Origin of the sequence: Amycolatopsis sp. ATCC 39116 (genome assembly GCF_000231075.2) — a bacterium.
Classification (GTDB): domain Bacteria; phylum Actinomycetota; class Actinomycetes; order Mycobacteriales; family Pseudonocardiaceae; genus Amycolatopsis_E; species Amycolatopsis_E tucumanensis.
Window position 1 is genome coordinate 1 of record NZ_AFWY03000034.1, and the last position, 18,287, is coordinate 18,287.

Consider the following 18,287-nt stretch of genomic DNA (forward strand, 5'->3'; position numbering starts at 1 on the left):
ACGGACCGCCGCGGCCCCGAGCGGCAGGTCGAGCCAGAAGACCCAGCGCCAGGACGTGGCGTCGGTGAGCCAGCCGCCGAGCAGGGGACCGGCGACCGTGGCGATCGCGTACACGGCGCCGAGCGGCCCGAGGAATGCGGCGCGCTCGCGGGCGGGCACGGCGCCGGCCACCACGGCCTGCGGCAGCACCAGCAGGCCGGCGCCGCCGAGGCCCTGCGCCAGCCGCGCGGCGGCCAGGAGGCCGACGTCGCCGGCGAACCCGCAGGCGGCGGACGCGGCCACGAACACCGCGATCGAGAGGGTCAGCACCCGCCGGTGGCCGAAGCGGTCGCCGAGCGCGCCGGCGGCCGGCATCGCGGCGGTCAGCGCCAGCGCGTACGCGGTGACGACCCACGAGACACGCGAGGGCGCACCCAGTTCGGCGACGATCGCGGGCAGCGCGGTGGCGACGATCGTCTGGTCGAGCGCGCCGAGCGCCGTGACGAGCACGAGGCAGCCGAACAACGCGCGACGCCTGGTGCGGGGTGGGGCGAGGGGCACGGGACTCCCTGGGATGGCTGGATGCGGTGAGGTGGGCGGGCGTGGAGTGGGGGCGCGGCGCCGGGCAGACGGGCGGCGGGTGATCTCCACGTGGCGCCCGCCGTGGGATGGGGCACCGCGTCCCGCGGGCGTGCGGCGGGGCGCGACGTCCGCGAGGTGCCCGGTGGGCACGGAGGAGGCCTTGGGTGGCGGGGTGCGGCGAGGTGGGTGACCGATGTGAGGTGTGGGGGCGCGGGAAAGCCCTCGGCCGGCGGGTGGGTGCGGCGAGGTGGGTGAACGGCGCTTGGTGCCCGTTGCGGGGCGGCGGCACGGCGCCGCGCCGCTGCGCGGCGGGCGGCGCCCTCCGGTGGCCGGGTGCGGCGAGGCGGCTGAACAGCGCCCGAAGCAGGGCTAGAGACACGGACGACTCCCTGGCAGCGACGGCGGCGACCGGGCGCGGGGAGGGGTCGGCTCCCCGACGGGCGGCTCGCGGGCGCACCCCGCCGTCGCCGGGATTATGCACCACCGGCACCACGGCCCAGCGGGCCCAACAGGACATTTCCGCAGGTCAAGCGCGCGACATCGCTTCCATGGATAAGCAGAATCCGAACTATGAATTTCCTTTACCATGGGGTCGTGCCGCATCGTGGTCAGGGTCTTCCCCGGCGCCACGACGGCGCCGTGTGCGCAAAGGAGCGGCACTGTGGACATCACCAGCGACGTCACCCCGCGGGTGACGCCCGGACACGCGGTCCGGCTCGGATGGCGGGAGAAGCTCGGCTACGGCGCGGGCGACCTCGCCTCGAACCTCTCCTGGAACCTGGTCGGCGGCTTCCTGCTCTACTACTACACCGACGTGGCCGTGGTGCCGGTCGCCGCGCTCGGCACCCTGTTCCTCGTCGCCCGCCTGCTGGACGCGATCATCGACCCGGCGATCGGCGTGCTGGTCGACCGCACGCGCTCCCGCTGGGGCAAGGCGCGGCCCTACCTGATCTTCGCGTCGATCCCGTTCGGCGTGCTCGGCGTGCTCACCTTCACGGTCCCGGACATCGGCGACACCGGGAAGCTGATCTACGCCTTCCTCACCTACCTGACGCTCGGCCTGCTGTTCTCGCTGGTCAACGTCCCGTACAGCTCGCTGCTGCCGATGATGACGCGGGACTCGCAGGAACGCATGCAGATGGGCGGGCTGCGCGCGATCGGCAGCTCGGTCGGGTCGATCATCGTCACCGCGGGCACCACGCCGTTCGTGGCCCTGCTCGGCGGCGGGAACGAGCAACGCGGCTGGACGATCGCGACGCTGATCTTCAGCGTGCTGTCCGTCGGGTTCTTCGTGTTCACCTTCGTGGCCTGCAAGGAGCGCTACGCCCTGCCCCCGGAGACCGACGCGCTCCGTCCCGGCGCGGCGCTGCGGACGTTGTGGGGCAACAAGGTCTGGAAGATCACCTTCGTCTACGGCGTGCTCAACTTCGTGCGCCTGGGCATGGTGCTCGCGGTGACCGTCTACTTCGCACTCGCCGTGCTGCACGCGCCGTGGGCGATCTCGGTCCTGCTGCCGCTGGTGTCCGGCGCGATGATCGTCGGCGGGTTCGTCGCCCCGGCCTACTACCGGCGCTTCGGCAAGCGGCGCGGCAACGTCCAGGCGCTGGCCGTCGGGTTCGTCTTCTGGGCGGCGATGATCCCGCTCGAGAGCAACTTCCCGGCGTTCCTCACCTGCTACATCGTCGGCACGCTGGCGATCAACCTGTCGATGGTCTCGATGTTCACCATGGTCGCCGACACGGTCGAGTACCAGCAGTGGCGGTTCGGCACCCGCAACGAGGGGCTGCTCTCGTCGGGCATCAGCTTCGCCACCAAGGTCGGCTCGGCGGTCGGCTCGGCCGCCGTCGCCTACGGGCTGGGCGTTGCGGGGTACACGCCCGGCGAGGCGTCCGGCCCGGCGCTCACCGCGATCCGCCTGATGTTCTACGGCGCCCCGCTGCTGCTGATCGTGTTGCAGGCGCTGACGATGCTGTTCTGGGACCTCGACGGCAAGCACGAGCAGATGGCCGCGGACATCGACCGCGCCACCCGCGCGAAGGAGGAGGACTGACGTGAACCCGTCCGACGGCGCCGAATTCCGGCGGGCGCTGGGCCACTACCCGACCGGCGTCTGCGTGGTCACCGCCGGCGCCGGGATCGCGATGGTGGTCGGCACCTTCACCTCGGTGTCGCTGGACCCGCCGCTCGTGGGTTTCCTGCCCGACCGGGCCAGCACCTCGTGGCCGCGGATCCGGGAGACCGGGCGGTTCTGCGCGAACGTGCTCGCGGCCGGGCAGGAGGAGCTGTGCCGGGACTTCGTGCGCAAGGCGCCGGACCGGTTCGCCGTGCACGGCCTGCCCGGCCCGGCGCCGTACGGGCCACGCCTGTGCGGCACGGTCCTGCGGGTCGGCTGCGACATCGAAGCCGTGCAGCCGGCCGGCGACCACGAGCTGGTGCTGGGCCGGGTGCGAGTGCTGGAGGTCGACCCCGAGGCGGGCGAGCCGATGGTGTTCCTGCGCGGCCGCTACGCCGCGGCGGCGGTGCCGGCGTGATCCCGGTGTCGCCCGCGGTGACCGGCGTGCCGTACGGTCGGCCCGTGGAGAGCGTGAACGCCCGGGTCCGGGAGCCCAAGCAGGAACGCAGCAGGCTGTCGTTCGACAAGGCGCTGGACGCGGTGATCGCCCTGCTGGTCGAGCACCGCTCGGACTCCTTCACCCTCGCCGACGTCGCCCAGCGCGCCGGCGTGTCCACCGGGTCGATCTACGGCCGGGTGAGCAGCAAGGACGACCTGATCCGCACCGCGCACGCCCGTGAGATGGAGCGGATCGCCGAGGAGCAGCGCGCCGCGTTCGCCGCCGAGCCTCCCGCGGGGGAGACGTTCGGCGAAGCGGTCGAGCGGGTCATCGGCACGGCCGCGGAGCTGTTGCGCCGCAACGCCGCCGTGCTCGGCCCGTTCATGCTGCTGGCCAACACCGACCCGCAGATCGCCGAGCTGGGCGGTGCGGCGCACGCGGAGCTGCGGGACGCGTTCGTCGACGCGCTCGTCCAGCGCGAGGACGAGATCGGCCACCCCGATCCGCACCGCGCGCTGGAGTGGAGCTTCACCGTCGTGTACAGCGTGCTGGCCCGCTGGCTCGCGCTGGGCAGCACGCAGCAGGCCTCCGGCGAGGGGGAGTGGTCGGACATCCTGGCCGACCTCGCGCGGATGGTGCTGGCGTTCCTGACCCAGCCGGAACCGGCGCCCAGGAAGCGCCGGCGCTAGCACTTCCCGCGGATGGCGCTGGCTTTTTCGCGCCCGCAAAACTAGAATCATCATTCTGAATCTAAACCAGGAGGAACCCCGGTGACCGCTCCACCCGACCGCCCGCGCCGCGGCGTGAGCCTGTACTCGTTCCAGGAGGAGTACTTCCTGCGCACCATGTCCGTCGAGGACTGCGTCGCCGCCGCCGCGGCCATGGGCGCCACGGGGATCGAGATCATCCCGGAGCAGTCCATCCCCGGCTACCCGGTGGTGACGGACGAGTTCGCCGAGCGGTGGCACGGCTGGATGGCCGCCTACGGCACGACCCCGGTCGCCACCAACGCCTTCCTCGACACCAAGCTCCACGCCGACCGCTGGCTCACCCTCGACGAGCAGGTCGCCTCCGTGCGCCGCGACATCGACATCGCCGTCCGGCTCGGCGCGGGCATCGTCAAGGCCACCATCAACTTCTCGCCCGAGGTGATGGCCGCCGCCGCGCCGTACGCCGAGGACCGCGGCGTACGGCTGCTGCTCGAAGTGCACGCGCCGTTCCACTTCTCCCACCCGTGGATCCTCGAGCACCTCGAAGTGATGCACCGCGCCGGGCCGCACGTGCTCGGGCTGATGCCGGACATGGGTGTGCACGTCCGTCGGTTCCCGCGCGTGGTCAGCGAACGCGCCCTGCGCGACGGCGCGGACCCCGCGCTGGTCGACTACATCGTCCGGACCTACGACGACCACGGCGACACCCACGCGCTGATGGACATCGTGAACTACCGCGGCGGCGGGCCGGTCGAGTTCGGCCTGGCGCGCCAGGCCACCCACTACATCTGGACCGAGCCGAAGGAGATGCTGGAGCACCTGCCGTTCATCGGGCACGTGCAGGCGAAGTTCTACGAGATGACCGACGAGGGGTACGAGTACAGCATCCCCTACGACGAGATCGTGCCGGTGCTCGCCGGCGGCGGGTTCACCGGCTACCTGTCCAGCGAGTACGAGGGCAACCGGCACATCCAGGACGCCCACCCCGTCGACAGCGTCGAGCAGGTGCGCCGCCAGCAGGAGATGCTGGCGCGGCTGCTCGGCGAGTGAGGAGACCCGATGTTCGACCAGTACATCGTGTGCGGCCTGCGCGCCCGCGAACGATCCGGCGGCGAGGTGGAGGTGCGGATGCCCTACTACCGCGGGCTGTTCCTGTCCATGGTGGAGGCCGTCGACCTCGTGCTCGACGGCGTCCCGGTGCCGCCCGGGCGCACCACGTTCACCGTGCACGGCAACACCTACACCTTCGCCGAGATGCCCGGGATCACCGGCGACCGGTGGGAGATGGGGGAGCGGGCGGTGCTGGGTTTCGACACCGGCGAGCCGCTCGCGCCGGGTGAGCACGACGTGGAAGTGTCCGTGCGCCTGCGCATCTCCTACATGCCGGTGCCCGGTGGCGGGCGCGACCGCAAGCGGCTGGTGGCGGCGTGAGGGCCTTCCCCGGCGCGGTGGACGTGGCGATCGTCGGGAGCGGACCGTGCGGCGCCGCGTACGCGCGGATCCTGTCCGAGACCCGGCCGGACCTGCGGCTGGCCACGTTCGAGACCGGGCCGATGCTGGCCGACCCGCCCGGCGTCCACGTCAAGAACATCGCCGATCCGGTCGCGCGGGAGCGGGCGCAGCGGCGCTCGGAGGGGCCGGGCGGCGCGGCGCGCGGGCGGCCGGGGACGTTCCTCCTCGGCGGCGACGCGCTGCCCGCCGCGGCGATGTCCAGCAACGTCGGCGGGATGGGCGCGCACTGGACGGCCGCCTGCCCGCGGCCGGGTGAGAGCGAGCGGATCGGGTTCCTGCCGGACCTGGACGACCTGCTCGGCGAGGCGGAACGGCTGCTCGGGGTGTCCGCGCACGCCTTCGACGACGCGCCGTTCGCCGCCGAGGTCCGCAAGCGGCTCTCCGCCGAGTTCGACCCCGGCCGTGACGAGGACCGGCGGGTGCGGCCGATGCCGCTGGCCGTGCGGTGCGAGCCGGACGGCTCGCTGGTCTGGTCCGGCGCGGACGTCGTGTACGGCGACGCGACCCGGCGCAACGAGCGGCACACGCTGTTCCCGGAAGCGTTGGTGACGCGTGTGCTCGTCGAGGACGGCCGCGCGGCGGGCGTGCTGGTGCGGGACCTGCGGGACCTGCGGGACGGCGGCGAGCACGAGGTCCGCGCCACGCGGGTCGTGGTCGCGGCCGACGCGCTGCGCACGCCGCAACTGCTGTGGGCGTCCGGGGTGCGGCCGCCCGCGCTCGGCCGATACCTCAACGACCAGCCGCAGGTGGTGTTCGCGGTGCGGTTGCGCGATGTCGGGCCTGCGGACACCGATCCACGCGGCCGGTCGCGGATCGTGCGGCAGAGCGGGGTGAGCTGGGTGCCGTTCACCGATGCCGAGCCGTTCCACGGCCAGGTGATGCAACTGGACGCGTCCCCGGTGCCGCTGGCGCCGGACGACGTGCCCGCGCCCGGGTCGATCGTCGGGCTCGGCTGGTTCTGCGCCAAGGACGTGCGGGCCGAGGACCGGATCGTGTTCGACGACGCGGCGCGCGACGGCTACGGCATGCCCGCGATGCGCATCGAATACGGGCTCACGCCGCGGGACGAAGCCGCGCTGGACGCCGCCCGCGCCGCGGTGCGCCGGGCCGCTTCGGCGCTGGGTGAGCCGCTGGACGACGAGCCGATCACGCTCGCCGCCGGCGCGTCGCTGCACTACCAGGGCACCGTCCGAATGGGACTCGCCGATGACGGGACCTCGGTGTGCGACCAGGACTCGCGCGTGTGGGGCGTCGAGGGCCTGCACGTGGCGGGCAACGGCGTCATCCCCACCGCGACCGCCTGCAACCCGACCCTGACCTCGGTCGCGCTGGCCGTCGCCGGCGCCCGGCGCATCGCGGAGGAGATCTGATGGACGTGTCGAAGATCGCGACGGTGGTTCCGGTCGCCGACCTGGCCGCCGCCGTCACCACGTGGACGCGGCTGCTGGGCGCGGAACCGGCGTTCGTCGACGGCGACCGGTGGGCGCAATTCGACGTGGCCGGGGCGCGGGTGGCGCTGGCCGGGACCGACAGCGTGACCTCGCAGCCCGCGCTGCTGCTGCGGGTCGCCGACGTGGCGGCCGCCCGAGCCGAGGCCGCGGCGGCGGGCCTGAAGACCGGCGAGGTCGAAGAAGGCCCGCACGAGCTGCGGTGTCTGGTGTGGACGGACGAGGGCGCCGAGATCGTGCTGCACAGCGGGAGGGTGGCGTGAGCTGTCCCTTCACCGATCCCCGCGCGTTGTTCGGCGACCTGGCGGAGGCCCGTTCGCGACCAGGCCTGACCTGGAGCGAGTCGATGGGGCGCTACGTAGTGTCGCGCTACGGCGACATCGTCGAGGCGCTGCACCAGCCGGAGGTGTTCTCCTCGAGGCCTGCCGTGCCCGAACTGCCGTCACCGTGGCGGGAGAGGTTCGCCGGCCGGGTTCCGGACCGGGGCACGTTGCTGGGGCACGACAACCCCGACCACGACCGGCTGAGAGCCGCGGTCAACACGTTCTTCATGCCGCGACGCCTGGCCCGGTTCGAACCCTGGATCGAGCGGAACGCGCACGCCCTGATCGACGAGTTCGCCGACCGCGGTGAGATCGAGCTGAAACGCCACTTCGCCCTGCCGCTGCCGTTGCGGACCATTGCCCACATCGTCGGCCTGGACGTGGACAAGGCCGACTGGATCGGGTTTGCGCTGGCATTCTTCCTCGGGCCGAAGGACACCCACTACCGGGCGTCGCCCGAGGAGAAGGCCGATGCGCTGCTGGAGTTGCACGAACACATCCGCGAGGTGATGGCGGACCGCAGGCGCGACCGCCGCGACGACCTGATCAGCCACGTCTGGAACGTGCGCGACAGCGGCGAGGCCGAGATGACCGACTTCGAAATGCTGTCCCTGTTCCCCGGCCTGATGCTGGCCGGACACGAGACGTCGTCGAACCTGCTGTGCACGGGGCTGGCCCACCTCCTCTCGCGCGACGGCGCGTACGAGGCGGCACAGCACGACGACGCCAGCCGGGCCCGGGCACTGGAAGAGTTGCTGCGGTACGAATCGGCGATCACCGGAATGCCGCGGGTGGTCACCCGCGACACGGAGCTGGGCGGGACCCGGTTGCGGGCGGGTGACGAGGTCTTCCTCGCCTACGCCTCGGGGAGCCGGGACGGTTCCGTGTTCGACAACCCGGACGGCGTCCTGCTCGACCGCGGGTTCGAGCGACCACACCTGGGGTTCGGCCAGGGCGTCCACGCCTGCCTCGGCGCGCCGCTGGCGAGGCTGCTGCTCAAGACCGAGTTGCGCGTGATCCACGAGCGACTCCCCGGACTCCGGCTCGCGACGCCGTACGACGAGTTGGAGTACGGTCCGGTCGGCGAAGGGCGCGGCGTGCCGGAACTGCTCGTGCGGTGGAACCCCGGCGGCCCGCGCCCGGCACGGGTGCGGACCCGGCCGGGCATCCAGGCCGTGGTGGCCGGCAAGTCCGTCGTCGCCGACGGGGTGGTCGAGCTGGAGTTCACCCCGGTGGACGGCCGGTTCCCGGCGTGGGCGCCCGGTGCGCACGTCGATATCCGGTTCGCGCCCGGCCTGACGCGTCAGTACTCGCTGTGTGGTGATCCGGCCGAACAGGACCGGTGGCGCGTCGCGGTCCGGCGTGAGGCGGACGGTCGCGGCGGATCAGTTCACGCGCACGACCGGCTGGCGGTGGGTGATGTCGTGACGCTGACCGGGCCACGCAACAACTTCGCGCTCGCCCCGGCGCCGGAGTACCTGTTCATCGCGGGCGGCATCGGGATCACCCCGCTACTCCCCATGCTGTCGCGGGCCGGAGCGCCGTGGCGGATGGTCTACTTGGGACGCACCGTGCGGAGCATGCCCTACCGCGATGTCCTCCGGGGCCTCGGCGACGTGACGATCTGGACCTCGGATCGCGGCCGTTTCGACCTCGATGCGCTCCTGGCCTCGGCGAAGCCGGGCACGGCGGTGTACTGCTGCGGACCGGAGCGGCTGCTGGCCGCGGTCGAGGAGCTGTGCGATCGACATGCGCTGGCACTGCACGTCGAGCGTTTCGCGCCCAAGCCGCAGGAGTTCGGCCGGAACGCGGAGTTCGAGGTCGTGCTCGCCGGGAGCGGGCGCACGGTCCGCGTCGGTCCGGACGAGTCGGTGCTGGACGCGGTGAACCGAGCCGGCGCCGGGGTGCCGTCGACTTGCCGGGAAGGCACTTGTGGCACCTGCGAGGTGCGGGTGCTCGGTGGCAAGGCCGATCACCGGGATTCGGTGCTCACCCCCGAGGAGCGGGCGGCCGGGGAATACCTGATGCCGTGCGTCTCGCGGTCGCAGACTCCCTCGCTCGTGCTCGACCTGTAGAGGGGGTGCGGCGCTCCCTGGTTGCCCGCCTGCGCGGGGAGCACCCTGGGGGCATGGAGAACCACGACTTCGTCGGCATGTGGGTCACCGCCGACGGCCACATCCGCCAGGAACTGCTGCCCGACGGGCGCTACGACGAGGCCCGCGGCAACCGGAAGAGCGCCTACACCGGCCGCTACACCGTGACCGGCAACCACATCGACTACGTGGACGACACCGGCTTCACCGCGACCGGCGACGTCCGCGACGGCGTGCTCTACCACGAGCACCTCGTCCTCTACCGGGAGAGCTGACCGGCGCGGCGGGGCTACCCTGGCCGCATGAAGAGGACGTCGTTCGCGAACTGGCCGTGCTCGATCGCCCGGTCACTGGACCTGCTGGGCGACGCGTGGACGTCCCTGGTGCTGCGCGAGGCCTTCTACGGCGTCCGCCGTTTCGACGACTTCCAGCAGTCGCTGGGCATCGCGCGCAACACGCTCACCGACCGGCTGCGGCGGCTCGTCGAGGAGGGGCTGCTGGAGCGGCGGCCCTACCAGGACGAGCCCCGCCGCCACGAATACCTGCTCACCGAGAAGGGGCGCGACTTCTTCGGGGTGCTCGCCGCCCTGTCCCGGTGGGGCGACCGCTGGCTGGCCGGCGAGGAGGGCGCGCCGATCACCTTCCACCACGAGACGTGCGGCCACGACACCCACGCCGAGGTCGTCTGCGCGCGGTGCGGCGAGCCGCTGCGCGCGGACGACACCCGGATGCGGCTCGGGCCGGGCTTCCCGGAGCGGCTCAAGAGCAGGCCGGACGTGCGCGACAGGTTCTTGACAGGCTGAGTCTCATTACGCAACTGTAGTGGCCGGACCCCGCGACGACGAGGAGGACGGCCGGCGATGGAGTGGACGGGCGCGCGCTACGCGGACACCCCGACGGTGGAGGTGCGGACCTGGGTCGACGCCCCGCCGGAGCGGGTGTGGGCGCTGGTCTCCGACATCGGCCTGATGCCCGCGATGAGCGACGAGCTGCAGTCGGTCGAATGGGTCGACGGCACCACCGGTCCGGCCGTGGGGGCCCGGTTCGTCGGCCGCAGCAAGCACGAGGCGCTCGGGGAGTGGGCCACCACGTCGGAGATCGTCGAGTTCGAGCCGGGGCGGGTGTTCGCCTGGGCCGTGGGGGATCCCGCCGAGCCCAGCGCGACGTGGCGGTTCCGGGTGGAGCCTCGCGACGGCGGCACGGAGCTGTCGCAGTGGATGCGGCTCGGCCCGGGGCGGTCCGGGCTGTCGCTGGCGATCGACCGGATGCCGGAGAAGGAACAGAAGATCGTGTTCGTGCGGATGCGCGAGTTCGAGCGCAACATGACCGCGACGCTGGAGTGCCTCAAGAAGCGCGCGGAAGCCTGATGCGCACGGCGACGACCGTCGAGGCCTCCGGCGGGTTCGGCGAGGTGACGGACTTCGTGGTGGAGGCCGAGAAGCTCGGGCTCGACGTCTGCTGGGTCGCCGAGGCGTGGGGTTCCGACGGGCCGTCCGCGCTGGGCTGGTTCGCGGCGCGCACTTCGCGGATGTTGCTGGGCTCGGGGATCATGCAGCTCGGCACGCGCACGCCGGTCGCGGTGGCGCAGACCGCGATCACACTGTCCAATCTGTCCGGTGGGCGGTTCCTGCTCGGGCTGGGCGCGTCCGGTCCGCAGGTGATCGAAGGCCTGCACGGGGTGCCGTTCGCGCGGCCGCTGGCGCGGATGCGGGAGACCGTCGAGATCGTGCGGCGGGTTGTGGCGGGCGGCAAGATTTCCTATTCCGGCACCGAGTTCCAGATCCCGTTGCCCGGCGGGGACGCGGTGCCGATGCGGCTGTCGATGCGCGCCGAGCACGAGATCCCGATCTACCTGGCGACGTTGTCCCCGGCGATGCTGCGGCTGACGGGCGAGATCGCGGACGGCTGGCTCGGCACGAGTTTCGTGCCGGAAGGCGCGGCGGAGGCGTATTTCGCGCACCTGGACGAGGGGCTGGCGCGCAGCGGGCGCACGCGTGCGGATCTGGACGTGTGCCAGGGCGCGGAGGTGGCGTTCGCGCCGGACGAGGACGCGCTGCGGGCGATGGTGGCCGGGCGGAAGAAGGAGCTGGCGTTCAGCCTCGGCGGGATGGGCTCGGCGTCGACGAACTTCTACAACCGGGCCTACAGCAGGCAGGGGTGGGCTGAGGTCGCGGCCGAGGTGCGGAACCGTTGGCAGGCGGGGGATCGCGACGGCGCGGCCGCGCTGGTGACCGACGAGATGGTGCTCGGCACGACGCTGATCGGCACCGAGCCGATGGTGCGCGAGAGGCTGCGCGTGTGGCGGGACGCCGGTGTGGACACCGTGCGGCTCTACCCGGCGGGCGACACGCTGGACGCCCGGCTGGCGACGCTCGCGAGGGCGATCGAACTGGTGCGGGAGCTTTCGCCTGCAGTGAAAGGGAGTTGATCGTCGGTGTTGTGAGGTCCAGCTTGACGGGCGGTGGGCTGGTGGTGTGTGTGCCCGGCGGGGGCATGCTGGGCGCCCGGCTGGTGACAACCGTCGGGGCGATCGTGTTGGTGTGGGAGCTTTCGCCTGCAGTGAAAGGGAGTTCGCCGTCGGTGTTGTGAGGTCCAGCTTGATCGGCGGTGGGCTGGTGGTGTGTGTGCCCGGCGGGCATGCTGGGCGCCCGGCTGGCGACGCTCGCGAGGGCGGTCGAGTTGGTGCGGGAGCTTTCGCCTGCAGTGAAAGGGAGTTCATCGTCGGTGTTGTGAGGTCCAGCTTGACCGGCGGTGGGCTGGTGGTGTGTGTGCCCGGCATGCTGGGCGCCCGGCTGGCGACGCTCGCGAGGGCGGTCGAGTTGGTGCGGGAGCTTTCGCCCGCAGCGACGGAGGGTCCACGACCGGTGGCGTGAGCTGCCTAGCGGCGCCGGGCCGGTAAGGGCGACGATCGATTGGTTCGCCCGCAGCGAAAGGGATCCCACCAGCCTTGTCGTCACGTCTAGCGTGGCCGGACATGGAAACCTTGACCGGCACCGCCGCTGGTGTCCCGTACACGGCTCTGCCACCGGCCGGGGGTGGCCGCGCGCCGTTGGTCGTGACCTGGCACATGCTGGACGCGCCCCGGACCGACGCGGCGTTCGCGGCCGCGTTGCCGATGCGCGGGGTGCCGGCGTGGCGTGTCCACCTGGCCATGCCGATGTGCGGCGCGCGGATGGTGGACGGCCGCCTGGACGCGGCGATCGAACTCGCCCGGCGGGACGCGTTGCTGGCTTTCCTGGCACCGTTCGTCCGGCAGGCCGCCGGGGAATTCCCGGCCGCGCTGAAGGACCTTCGCGCGCAGCTGCCGGTCGACGACGGCCCGGTCAGCGTGCTCGGCGCTTCGCTGGGCGGCGCGGTGGCGCTCGAAGTCCTTGCGGCGCAACAGGTCTCCATCCGCTCGGCCGCGCTGGTGAACCCCGCCGTGCGGTTGCGGTCGGTGGTCCCGCTGACCGACGGCCTCGCCGGACGCCCGTACGAGTGGACGGAGGAGGCGCACCGGGTGGCGGACGCGTTCGACTTCGTCGCGCGGGCCGGCGAGCTGGCGCCGGTGCCGCTGCTGCTGGTGAGCGGCGAGCGGGACCACCCGGCCCTGCGCGCGGACGCCGCCGCGCTGGTCGCCCGGCTGGCGGACGCGGAGCTGGTCGACGTGCCGGAGCTGGCGCACCCACTGGCCGAGGAACCGGGCCTGGAGCCGGCGCCGCAGCTCCCGACGGCGAAGGCCGTCGACGAGGTGCTGACGGACTGGTTCACCCGGCAGCTCGCCGGCTGAGAAGCCGCGACCCCTGCCCGCCAGCGCCGCGGCGGACCGCTCGGCCTGCCGGGCGCCCGGAGCGGAGTTGTCGGGTCAGTGGTCCCAGGTCAGCAGCATCCGCTCGGGGCCTCGGGTGGACAGGCCCGCCTTCCAGTCGATGCCCGCCTCGCCGTCGGCGAAGCGCAGGCCGGGCAGCCTGCGGAGCAGCGTGTCGAGCGCGACCTGCAACTCCATGCGGGCCAGCGGCGCGCCCAGGCAGTGGTGCACGCCGTGGCCGAAGCCGATGTGCGAGGTGTCCTGGCGGCGCAGGTCGAGCTCGTCGGGGTCGGCGAAGACGCGTTCGTCCCGGTTCGCCGACGCCAGCGCGGGCAGCACGGCCTCGCCCGCGCGCACCAGCACCCCGCCCAGCTCGATCTCCTCCGTCGCGTACCGGGCGATGCCGGCGCCGAGCCCCAGCGGCACGAACCGCATCAGCTCCTCGACCGCCTTCGGCACCAGGCTCAGGTCGGCGCGCAGCACGGCCAGCTGGTCGGGGTGCGTCAGCAGCGTGTAGACGAAGTTGGGGATCTGCGACGCGGTGGTCTCGTGCCCGGCGACCAGCAACGCCGTCGCGAGCATCACCAGTTCCTCTTCGGACAGTCGATCCTCGTTGTCCCGCGCGGCGACCAGCCCGCTGAGCAGGTCGTCCCGCGGTTCCGCGCGCCGCTGCGCGATGAGGCCCTCCAGGTAGGCGTGCATCCTGCCGGTGCAGTCCGCCACCTCCTCGGGCGTGAACTTCGTGGTGGACAGGAACGCGTCGGACCAGTGGCGGAAGTCCACGCGGTCCTCGTAGGGCACGCCGAGCAGCTCGCAGATCACGGTCACCGGCACCGGCAGCGCGAACGCCTCGACCAGGTCGGCGGGCGGGCCCTGGTCGAGCATCGCGTCGACCAGCCCGTCGGCGATCTCCTGCACCCGCGGCCGCAACTGCTCGATGCGCCGCACCGTGAAGGCCTTCTGGACCAGCCGGCGCAGGCGGCTGTGGTCCGGCGGGTCCATGCTGAGGATGCCGCCGGGCTGCGACGGCTGCGGCCGCATGCGGGGTTCGTCGTGCTGGAGGCTCGCCGCGCGACTGAACCGCGGGTCCCCGAGCACGACCTTCACGTCCTCGTAGCGGGTGGCCAGCCAGCCCGGTTCGCCGTAGGGCAGCCGGACCCGAGTGAGCGGCTCGGTCGCGCGCAGGTTCGCGAACAACGGCTCCATGTCCAGCCGCTCCGGCTCGCTGAACGGGTAGCTCCGGGGTTCCGCGGTGGTCATCACCAACTCCTCGACGGGTGAACTTCGCCCGAATCATTCCGACATGTGGTGTTTTTCCAACACCTGTCGGAGACCATTAGACTGATCCGGTGTCCGCCCCGCAAGTACCCGATCGCCGTAGCCGCCGGTCACGGTCCGCGCTCGAGGCCGCGCTGCTGGAGCTGATCGCCGAGCGCGACCTGGGTCAGATCTCGGTGTCCGACCTGACCAAGCGGGCGGACGTCAACCGCTCCACGTTCTACGAGCACTACACCGACGTGCACGACCTCGCGGCGGCCGCGTGCACGGACATGTTCGACGAGCTGGTCGCGGCCGCCCACGTGCTGCTGCCCAACGAGGATCCGGCGCCGATCGACGCGCTGGCCAGGATCTTCGCGCACGTCGCGGAGCACGCGCGGCTGTACGGCGCGTTGCTCGCCGGCAGCGCCCGGGTGATCAACCACCTGCACCAGCGCCTCGCGATCGCCATCCACGTGCACCTGGCCGGCACCGCAGCCCCCACCCACGCCGACGACCCGGCGGAGATCCCCCACGACCCGGCGGCGGCGCTGCTGGCGGGCGCCCTGCTGGGGACCGTGATGGACTGGCTGCGCCGCGGCTGCCCCGGCACGCCGGAGGGCATCGCGGCGGAGATCTGGCCGCACCTGGTGGCGGCGGGTTCGGTGAGCCGCTGATCCAGTCGCCCGTCGCTGTGGTGGCGGGGGTGTCCGCTCGGGCTGGGGCGATGGGTGTGGTGGCCGGGGGCGCTGTCCTGTTCGCTCGGGCCGCGCCGGTGGCTGTGGTGGCCGGGGACGGTGTGTTGGTCGCTGCGGCCACGCGGCGGCTGTGGTGGCGGGGCGGTGTGTTGTTCGCTGGGGCTGGGCCGGTGGGTGTGGTGGCCGGGCGCGCTGTGCTGCTCGCTGGGGCTTGGGCGGTGGCTGTGGTGGCCGGGCGCGCTGTGCTGTTCGCTCGGGCCGGGTCGGTGATCGGGTGATCCGTGCGACTGCCGGCTGCGGCTACGTGGTTCCCCGCCTGCGGATGGCCGTCGCCAGCGCTGCGCCGCCGAACAGGAGGGCGCCCGCTGCGCCCGCGACCGCCGTCAACTGCCGCACTGTCCGGCCGCTGTCGCACACCGTGCTCAGCGCCGGGCGTGAACCGGGGAAGTACTGGTCGTACGTCCCGTCCGGGGCGGCATCCGCGCGCTGGTCGGGTTCGTGCAGCGCCGTGCCGCAGGTGATCCCGGCCGCCGAGACCTCCGAGGTCGCCGCCCACACCGCCAAGCCGGCGCACAGCGCCGCCACGAGAACGAGACCGCCGATGATCGCCCGCACCCGCGGGAGTGTACTGCCCCGATCAGTCCGCGATCAGGCCCGCGAACCGGCGACGCGGAACTCGGAGAAAGCGCTCACCGCAGGCGATCGCCGGCAGGAACCTGCGCTTCCGCACTCCGGCGCCGGACCACCACGGCACTCACCGCGGCTACCCGGTCTCCAGCCGCTGCGCGATCGGGCCGCGGGCGGGTGCCGGTGGGTCCTTGGGCAGCTTCTCCACGGCGCGCGCGAACTCGTCCCAGTTCGCGGCCTCCTTGAGCCGGAACTGTGCCGGCTTGAAGTTCGGGCTCGTGACGTCCAGGCCGAGTTTCGCGTCCTTGAAGAAAACCCTGCCGTTCTCCTTGGCCATGTCCTCGAGCATCGCGGTGAAGTGGCCGGCGAGCCGGTCGCCGGCCTCGGCCAGGTTGTTCCGCGCCGCGCGCACGTCGGCCCGGAACTGGGCCATGATGCGTTGCGGGTCGGTCTCCTCCCAGGTCTTCGTCAGCTGCTTGATCTCGCCGACGACCTTCGCCACGTTCTCCACCCCGCCCACCACGTCCCCGGACTTGGCGGCGGAGATCAGCCCGGCGGTGCTGTAGAACATGTTCAGCGCGAACTCGACCTTCGCGGTCGTGCGGTCCTTCTGCGCGTCGGCGAGGGCCTTGGTGATGTTCGCGGCGAACTTCTCGGCGTTGTCCTCACCGGTGCGCACCAGCAGCGCGTACTGCTCGAGCACCTTGTCCAGGTATGCCGCATACGCGGACTGGTTCCCGACGAACGCCTTCAGGTCGTTGAGCCTGCTCGTCACCGCGCGGGCGGCCGACCCGGTCCACTCGGCCAGGTTGCCGGTCGCGGTGGTGAACTTCTCGTCCACGTCGTCGACGGTCACGTTCGCCGCGGCCAGTTCCCGGCGCGCATCGTCGGCGGCCGCGGCCGCGCCGCCCTGGTAGCCGTGCAGTTCGCCGAGCAGGGAGTAGGCCTCCCAGACCACGTCCTTCTTCTTCGCCGCGTCGATCGACAGGTTCCGGACGTATTCCTCGGTCTGGGTGCCCACCCCCTCGATCACCGGCGGCGGCGACTGCTGGAGCAGGATCTTCGCGCAGTCCTCGATGACCCCGGCCAGTCGCAGGAACTCGGCGAACAGCTGCTCCCGGTACTCCTCGTACGCGCTCAAGCCGGTCAGCCCTCCTGGCCGTCGGCGCGGGCGTACAGCGCCTTGATCTTCAACATGGCCTGTCCCGCGTACTCCAGTTCGTCCTTGACGTGCACCTGGCGGCGCTCGACGAGGTCGGTCATCCGCGCGATGACCCCTTCGAGTTTGCGCAGCGGCAGGTTCTCGGTGTCACCGCGCAACAGGTCGTCCAACGTGGACCCGTCGGTGAACTGGACGTTCGCCCGGCACTTGTGCACCCGTCCCGCGACGTCCTGCGCCCAGCCGCCCGCCTCGGTGAGGGCCTTGCCCGCCGCCTCCAGACTGCTCAGGTCGACCTCGTAGCCGTTGCTCAACGCAGCCTCCCCTCCACGCTCCCCGCGATCGGGCGAGTGTGCCGCGCGGACGGGACGGCCGTACAGGTCCATTCCGGACAATGTCCGGTTGCGGTCACAACCAGCCGCGGCGGACGGCGGCCACTCCGGCGGCGAACCGGCTGTCTACCTGCAGGACCTCCAGGATCGCGCCGACGTGGCGGCGGACCGTGCGCACCGCGGTGCCGGTCTGGCGGGCGATCGCCTCGTCGGTGAGGCCGGCCGCCAGCAGGTGCAGAACCTTGTGGCGGGCGGGGGTGAGCTCGGCCGGGGCCGCCTCGCCGATGGCCGTGGTGTCCGGCGCGTGCCAGAGCGCGTCGAACCACTCGGCGAGGAGCCCGAGCAGGGCGGGGGAGCGGATCAGCAGCGCGCCGTCGGCGCCCGTGCGGTCGATGGTGACCAGCGCGACGTGGTCGTCGACGTGCATCATCTTCACCGGCACCGACCGCCGGATGCGAGCCTGCTCACCGGCGCGGACGGACTCCTCGATGCTGTGCGAGCCCCACTCGTCCGAGGCGTGCTCGGTGTCGTAGAGCATGCGGAACTCCACCCCGGCGGCGATGGCGTCGGGCGGCGGCAGGAGCAGGCCCTCGGTGGTCGGGTTGTGGCCGGACCTGGCGTTGAAGGTGGCGCGGAGAAGGCGGCGCGGGGAGCGGTAGAGCCCGGCCGCCAGCCGGGCCATCTCGGCCGGATCGCGGACCGCCTGGACGTCCTCGCCGTCGAGCGCGTCCTGCGACAGGCCGGTGGTCGGCGCGACCAGGTCGGCGAACCGCTCCCACGACTCCGCCAGGCCCGCCTGCAGCGCCGCCAGGTGCCGGTGCTGCCGGTCGATCAAGCGGCGCAGCGCGATCACCGGGTGCACCACGCGCACATACCGGTGCTCGCCCGTGCCGGCCATCGTGACGAGGCCGGCGTCGAGCAGCTCCCGGCCGGCGGGGTCGTCGAGGTCGAACCGGCCGGCCCCGGGTCCGGCCGGGATCTCGCCCGCGGCGTGCAGGCGTTCGTACGCCTCCGCGGCCGCCTCCGACACCAAACCAGCCAGCACCATCGCCACCACGGTTCCTCCTGACGCCCGGAAACGGGGACATCATCACCCGGCCGCCCGTCCGGCGCGCGCAGTGGGCACCCACCGCGAGAGCATTAATTAATAATTAATCTTGACGCGCCCACCCCCGGCAAGCGAGACTCGTCCCGCAAGCGAGCGGGTCCGCGACAAGCCGGCACCCGG

At 72.4% G+C, this 18,287-nt stretch carries 20 protein-coding genes; 14 read left to right on the forward strand and 6 right to left on the reverse strand.

The annotated features are described in order from the left end of the window. On the reverse strand, nt 1–540 hold a 540-nt coding region (locus AMY39116_RS43645), incomplete at its 3' end, for an MFS transporter (RefSeq protein WP_039791790.1). A 682-nt stretch (nt 541–1,222) separates the two neighbouring features. Between AMY39116_RS43645 and AMY39116_RS0327505 the strand changes: the two genes are divergently transcribed. From AMY39116_RS0327505 to AMY39116_RS0327565, 13 genes are all read left to right on the forward strand, one after another. After that, entirely contained in the window at nt 1,223–2,611 is a 1,389-nt protein-coding gene (locus AMY39116_RS0327505; RefSeq protein ID WP_020420825.1) for an MFS transporter, read from the forward strand. A 1-nt stretch (nt 2,612) separates the two neighbouring features. Then, nucleotides 2,613–3,092: a flavin reductase family protein gene (locus AMY39116_RS0327510; RefSeq protein WP_020420826.1), complete on the forward strand. Its 480-nt coding sequence runs from the start codon at nt 2,613–2,615 to the stop codon at nt 3,090–3,092. 44 nt (nt 3,093–3,136) lie between these two features. Next, entirely contained in the window at nt 3,137–3,802 is a 666-nt protein-coding gene (locus tag AMY39116_RS0327515) for a TetR/AcrR family transcriptional regulator (RefSeq protein ID WP_157358707.1), read from the forward strand. Nucleotides 3,803–3,883: 81 nt separating this feature from the next. Then, complete coding sequence (locus AMY39116_RS0327520; protein ID WP_020420828.1) at nt 3,884–4,873, forward strand: sugar phosphate isomerase/epimerase; 990 nt, start codon at nt 3,884–3,886, stop codon at nt 4,871–4,873. A 9-nt stretch (nt 4,874–4,882) separates the two neighbouring features. After that, entirely contained in the window at nt 4,883–5,254 is a 372-nt protein-coding gene (locus AMY39116_RS0327525; RefSeq protein WP_020420829.1) for a DUF6379 domain-containing protein, read from the forward strand. Next, the gene (locus tag AMY39116_RS0327530; protein WP_020420830.1) at nt 5,251–6,705 is read left to right on the forward strand and encodes a GMC oxidoreductase; all 1,455 of its coding nucleotides are present in this window, start codon (nt 5,251–5,253) and stop codon (nt 6,703–6,705) included. Before AMY39116_RS0327525 ends, AMY39116_RS0327530 begins: the two co-directional genes overlap by 4 nt. Further along, a complete protein-coding gene (locus AMY39116_RS0327535) occupies nt 6,705–7,046 on the forward strand; it encodes a hypothetical protein (RefSeq protein WP_020420831.1) in 342 nt (113 codons plus the stop codon). The genes AMY39116_RS0327530 and AMY39116_RS0327535 overlap by 1 nt, the downstream gene beginning before the upstream one ends. Beyond that, a complete protein-coding gene (locus AMY39116_RS0327540; RefSeq protein ID WP_202961467.1) occupies nt 7,043–9,181 on the forward strand; it encodes a cytochrome P450 in 2,139 nt (712 codons plus the stop codon). Before AMY39116_RS0327535 ends, AMY39116_RS0327540 begins: the two co-directional genes overlap by 4 nt. Before the next feature lie 53 nt (nt 9,182–9,234). Next, nucleotides 9,235–9,474, forward strand: coding sequence for an Atu4866 domain-containing protein (locus AMY39116_RS0327545; RefSeq protein ID WP_020420833.1), 240 nt, complete (start codon nt 9,235–9,237; stop codon nt 9,472–9,474). Nucleotides 9,475–9,501: 27 nt separating this feature from the next. After that, nucleotides 9,502–10,002, forward strand: coding sequence for a helix-turn-helix domain-containing protein (locus tag AMY39116_RS0327550; RefSeq protein WP_020420834.1), 501 nt, complete (start codon nt 9,502–9,504; stop codon nt 10,000–10,002). 57 nt (nt 10,003–10,059) lie between these two features. Beyond that, nucleotides 10,060–10,566 (forward strand): SRPBCC family protein, encoded by a 507-nt coding sequence (locus AMY39116_RS0327555; RefSeq protein ID WP_020420835.1) that lies wholly within the window; start codon nt 10,060–10,062, stop codon nt 10,564–10,566. Further along, nucleotides 10,566–11,627 (forward strand): LLM class flavin-dependent oxidoreductase, encoded by a 1,062-nt coding sequence (locus AMY39116_RS0327560; RefSeq protein ID WP_020420836.1) that lies wholly within the window; start codon nt 10,566–10,568, stop codon nt 11,625–11,627. The genes AMY39116_RS0327555 and AMY39116_RS0327560 overlap by 1 nt, the downstream gene beginning before the upstream one ends. Before the next feature lie 546 nt (nt 11,628–12,173). Next, the gene (locus AMY39116_RS0327565; RefSeq protein ID WP_020420837.1) at nt 12,174–12,968 is read left to right on the forward strand and encodes a S9 family peptidase; all 795 of its coding nucleotides are present in this window, start codon (nt 12,174–12,176) and stop codon (nt 12,966–12,968) included. A gap of 75 nt (nt 12,969–13,043) precedes the next feature. Here AMY39116_RS0327565 and AMY39116_RS0327570 read toward each other — a convergent pair whose 3' ends face one another. Next, the gene (locus AMY39116_RS0327570; protein WP_020420838.1) at nt 13,044–14,246 is read right to left on the reverse strand and encodes a cytochrome P450; all 1,203 of its coding nucleotides are present in this window, start codon (nt 14,244–14,246) and stop codon (nt 13,044–13,046) included. Between the two features lie 89 nt (nt 14,247–14,335). Between AMY39116_RS0327570 and AMY39116_RS0327575 the strand changes: the two genes are divergently transcribed. Continuing rightward, complete coding sequence (locus AMY39116_RS0327575) at nt 14,336–14,920, forward strand: TetR/AcrR family transcriptional regulator (protein WP_020420839.1); 585 nt, start codon at nt 14,336–14,338, stop codon at nt 14,918–14,920. A 321-nt stretch (nt 14,921–15,241) separates the two neighbouring features. On the opposite strand, the gene AMY39116_RS0327585 is transcribed toward AMY39116_RS0327575, so the two are convergent. From AMY39116_RS0327585 to AMY39116_RS0327600, 4 genes are all read right to left on the reverse strand, one after another. Further along, nucleotides 15,242–15,556 carry a hypothetical protein gene (locus tag AMY39116_RS0327585; protein WP_020420841.1) on the reverse strand — a complete coding sequence of 105 codons (315 nt, stop codon included), beginning with the start codon at nt 15,554–15,556 and terminating at the stop codon, nt 15,242–15,244. Between the two features lie 148 nt (nt 15,557–15,704). Further along, nucleotides 15,705–16,709: a hypothetical protein gene (locus tag AMY39116_RS0327590; RefSeq protein ID WP_020420842.1), complete on the reverse strand. Its 1,005-nt coding sequence runs from the start codon at nt 16,707–16,709 to the stop codon at nt 15,705–15,707. A gap of 5 nt (nt 16,710–16,714) precedes the next feature. After that, the gene (locus tag AMY39116_RS0327595) at nt 16,715–17,041 is read right to left on the reverse strand and encodes a hypothetical protein (RefSeq protein ID WP_020420843.1); all 327 of its coding nucleotides are present in this window, start codon (nt 17,039–17,041) and stop codon (nt 16,715–16,717) included. Between the two features lie 94 nt (nt 17,042–17,135). Continuing rightward, nucleotides 17,136–18,107 carry a LuxR C-terminal-related transcriptional regulator gene (locus AMY39116_RS0327600; RefSeq protein ID WP_235716237.1) on the reverse strand — a complete coding sequence of 324 codons (972 nt, stop codon included), beginning with the start codon at nt 18,105–18,107 and terminating at the stop codon, nt 17,136–17,138. Between the last annotated feature and the right edge of the window lie 180 nt (nt 18,108–18,287).

Excerpts from the sequence above, each read along its gene's own strand:
- AMY39116_RS0327525 (WP_020420829.1), top strand. The coding sequence starts at position 4,883 with ATGTTCGACCAGTACATCGTGTGCGGCCTGCGCGCCCGCGAACGATCC.
- AMY39116_RS0327535 (WP_020420831.1), top strand. The coding sequence starts at position 6,705 with ATGGACGTGTCGAAGATCGCGACGGTGGTTCCGGTCGCCGACCTGGCC.
- AMY39116_RS0327545 (WP_020420833.1), top strand. The coding sequence starts at position 9,235 with ATGGAGAACCACGACTTCGTCGGCATGTGGGTCACCGCCGACGGCCAC.
- AMY39116_RS0327550 (WP_020420834.1), top strand. The coding sequence starts at position 9,502 with ATGAAGAGGACGTCGTTCGCGAACTGGCCGTGCTCGATCGCCCGGTCA.
- AMY39116_RS0327555 (WP_020420835.1), top strand. The coding sequence starts at position 10,060 with ATGGAGTGGACGGGCGCGCGCTACGCGGACACCCCGACGGTGGAGGTG.
- AMY39116_RS0327560 (WP_020420836.1), top strand. The coding sequence starts at position 10,566 with ATGCGCACGGCGACGACCGTCGAGGCCTCCGGCGGGTTCGGCGAGGTG.
- AMY39116_RS0327565 (WP_020420837.1), top strand. The coding sequence starts at position 12,174 with ATGGAAACCTTGACCGGCACCGCCGCTGGTGTCCCGTACACGGCTCTG.
- AMY39116_RS0327570 (WP_020420838.1), bottom strand. The coding sequence starts at position 14,246 with ATGACCACCGCGGAACCCCGGAGCTACCCGTTCAGCGAGCCGGAGCGG.
- AMY39116_RS0327600 (WP_235716237.1), bottom strand. The coding sequence starts at position 18,107 with ATGGTGCTGGCTGGTTTGGTGTCGGAGGCGGCCGCGGAGGCGTACGAA.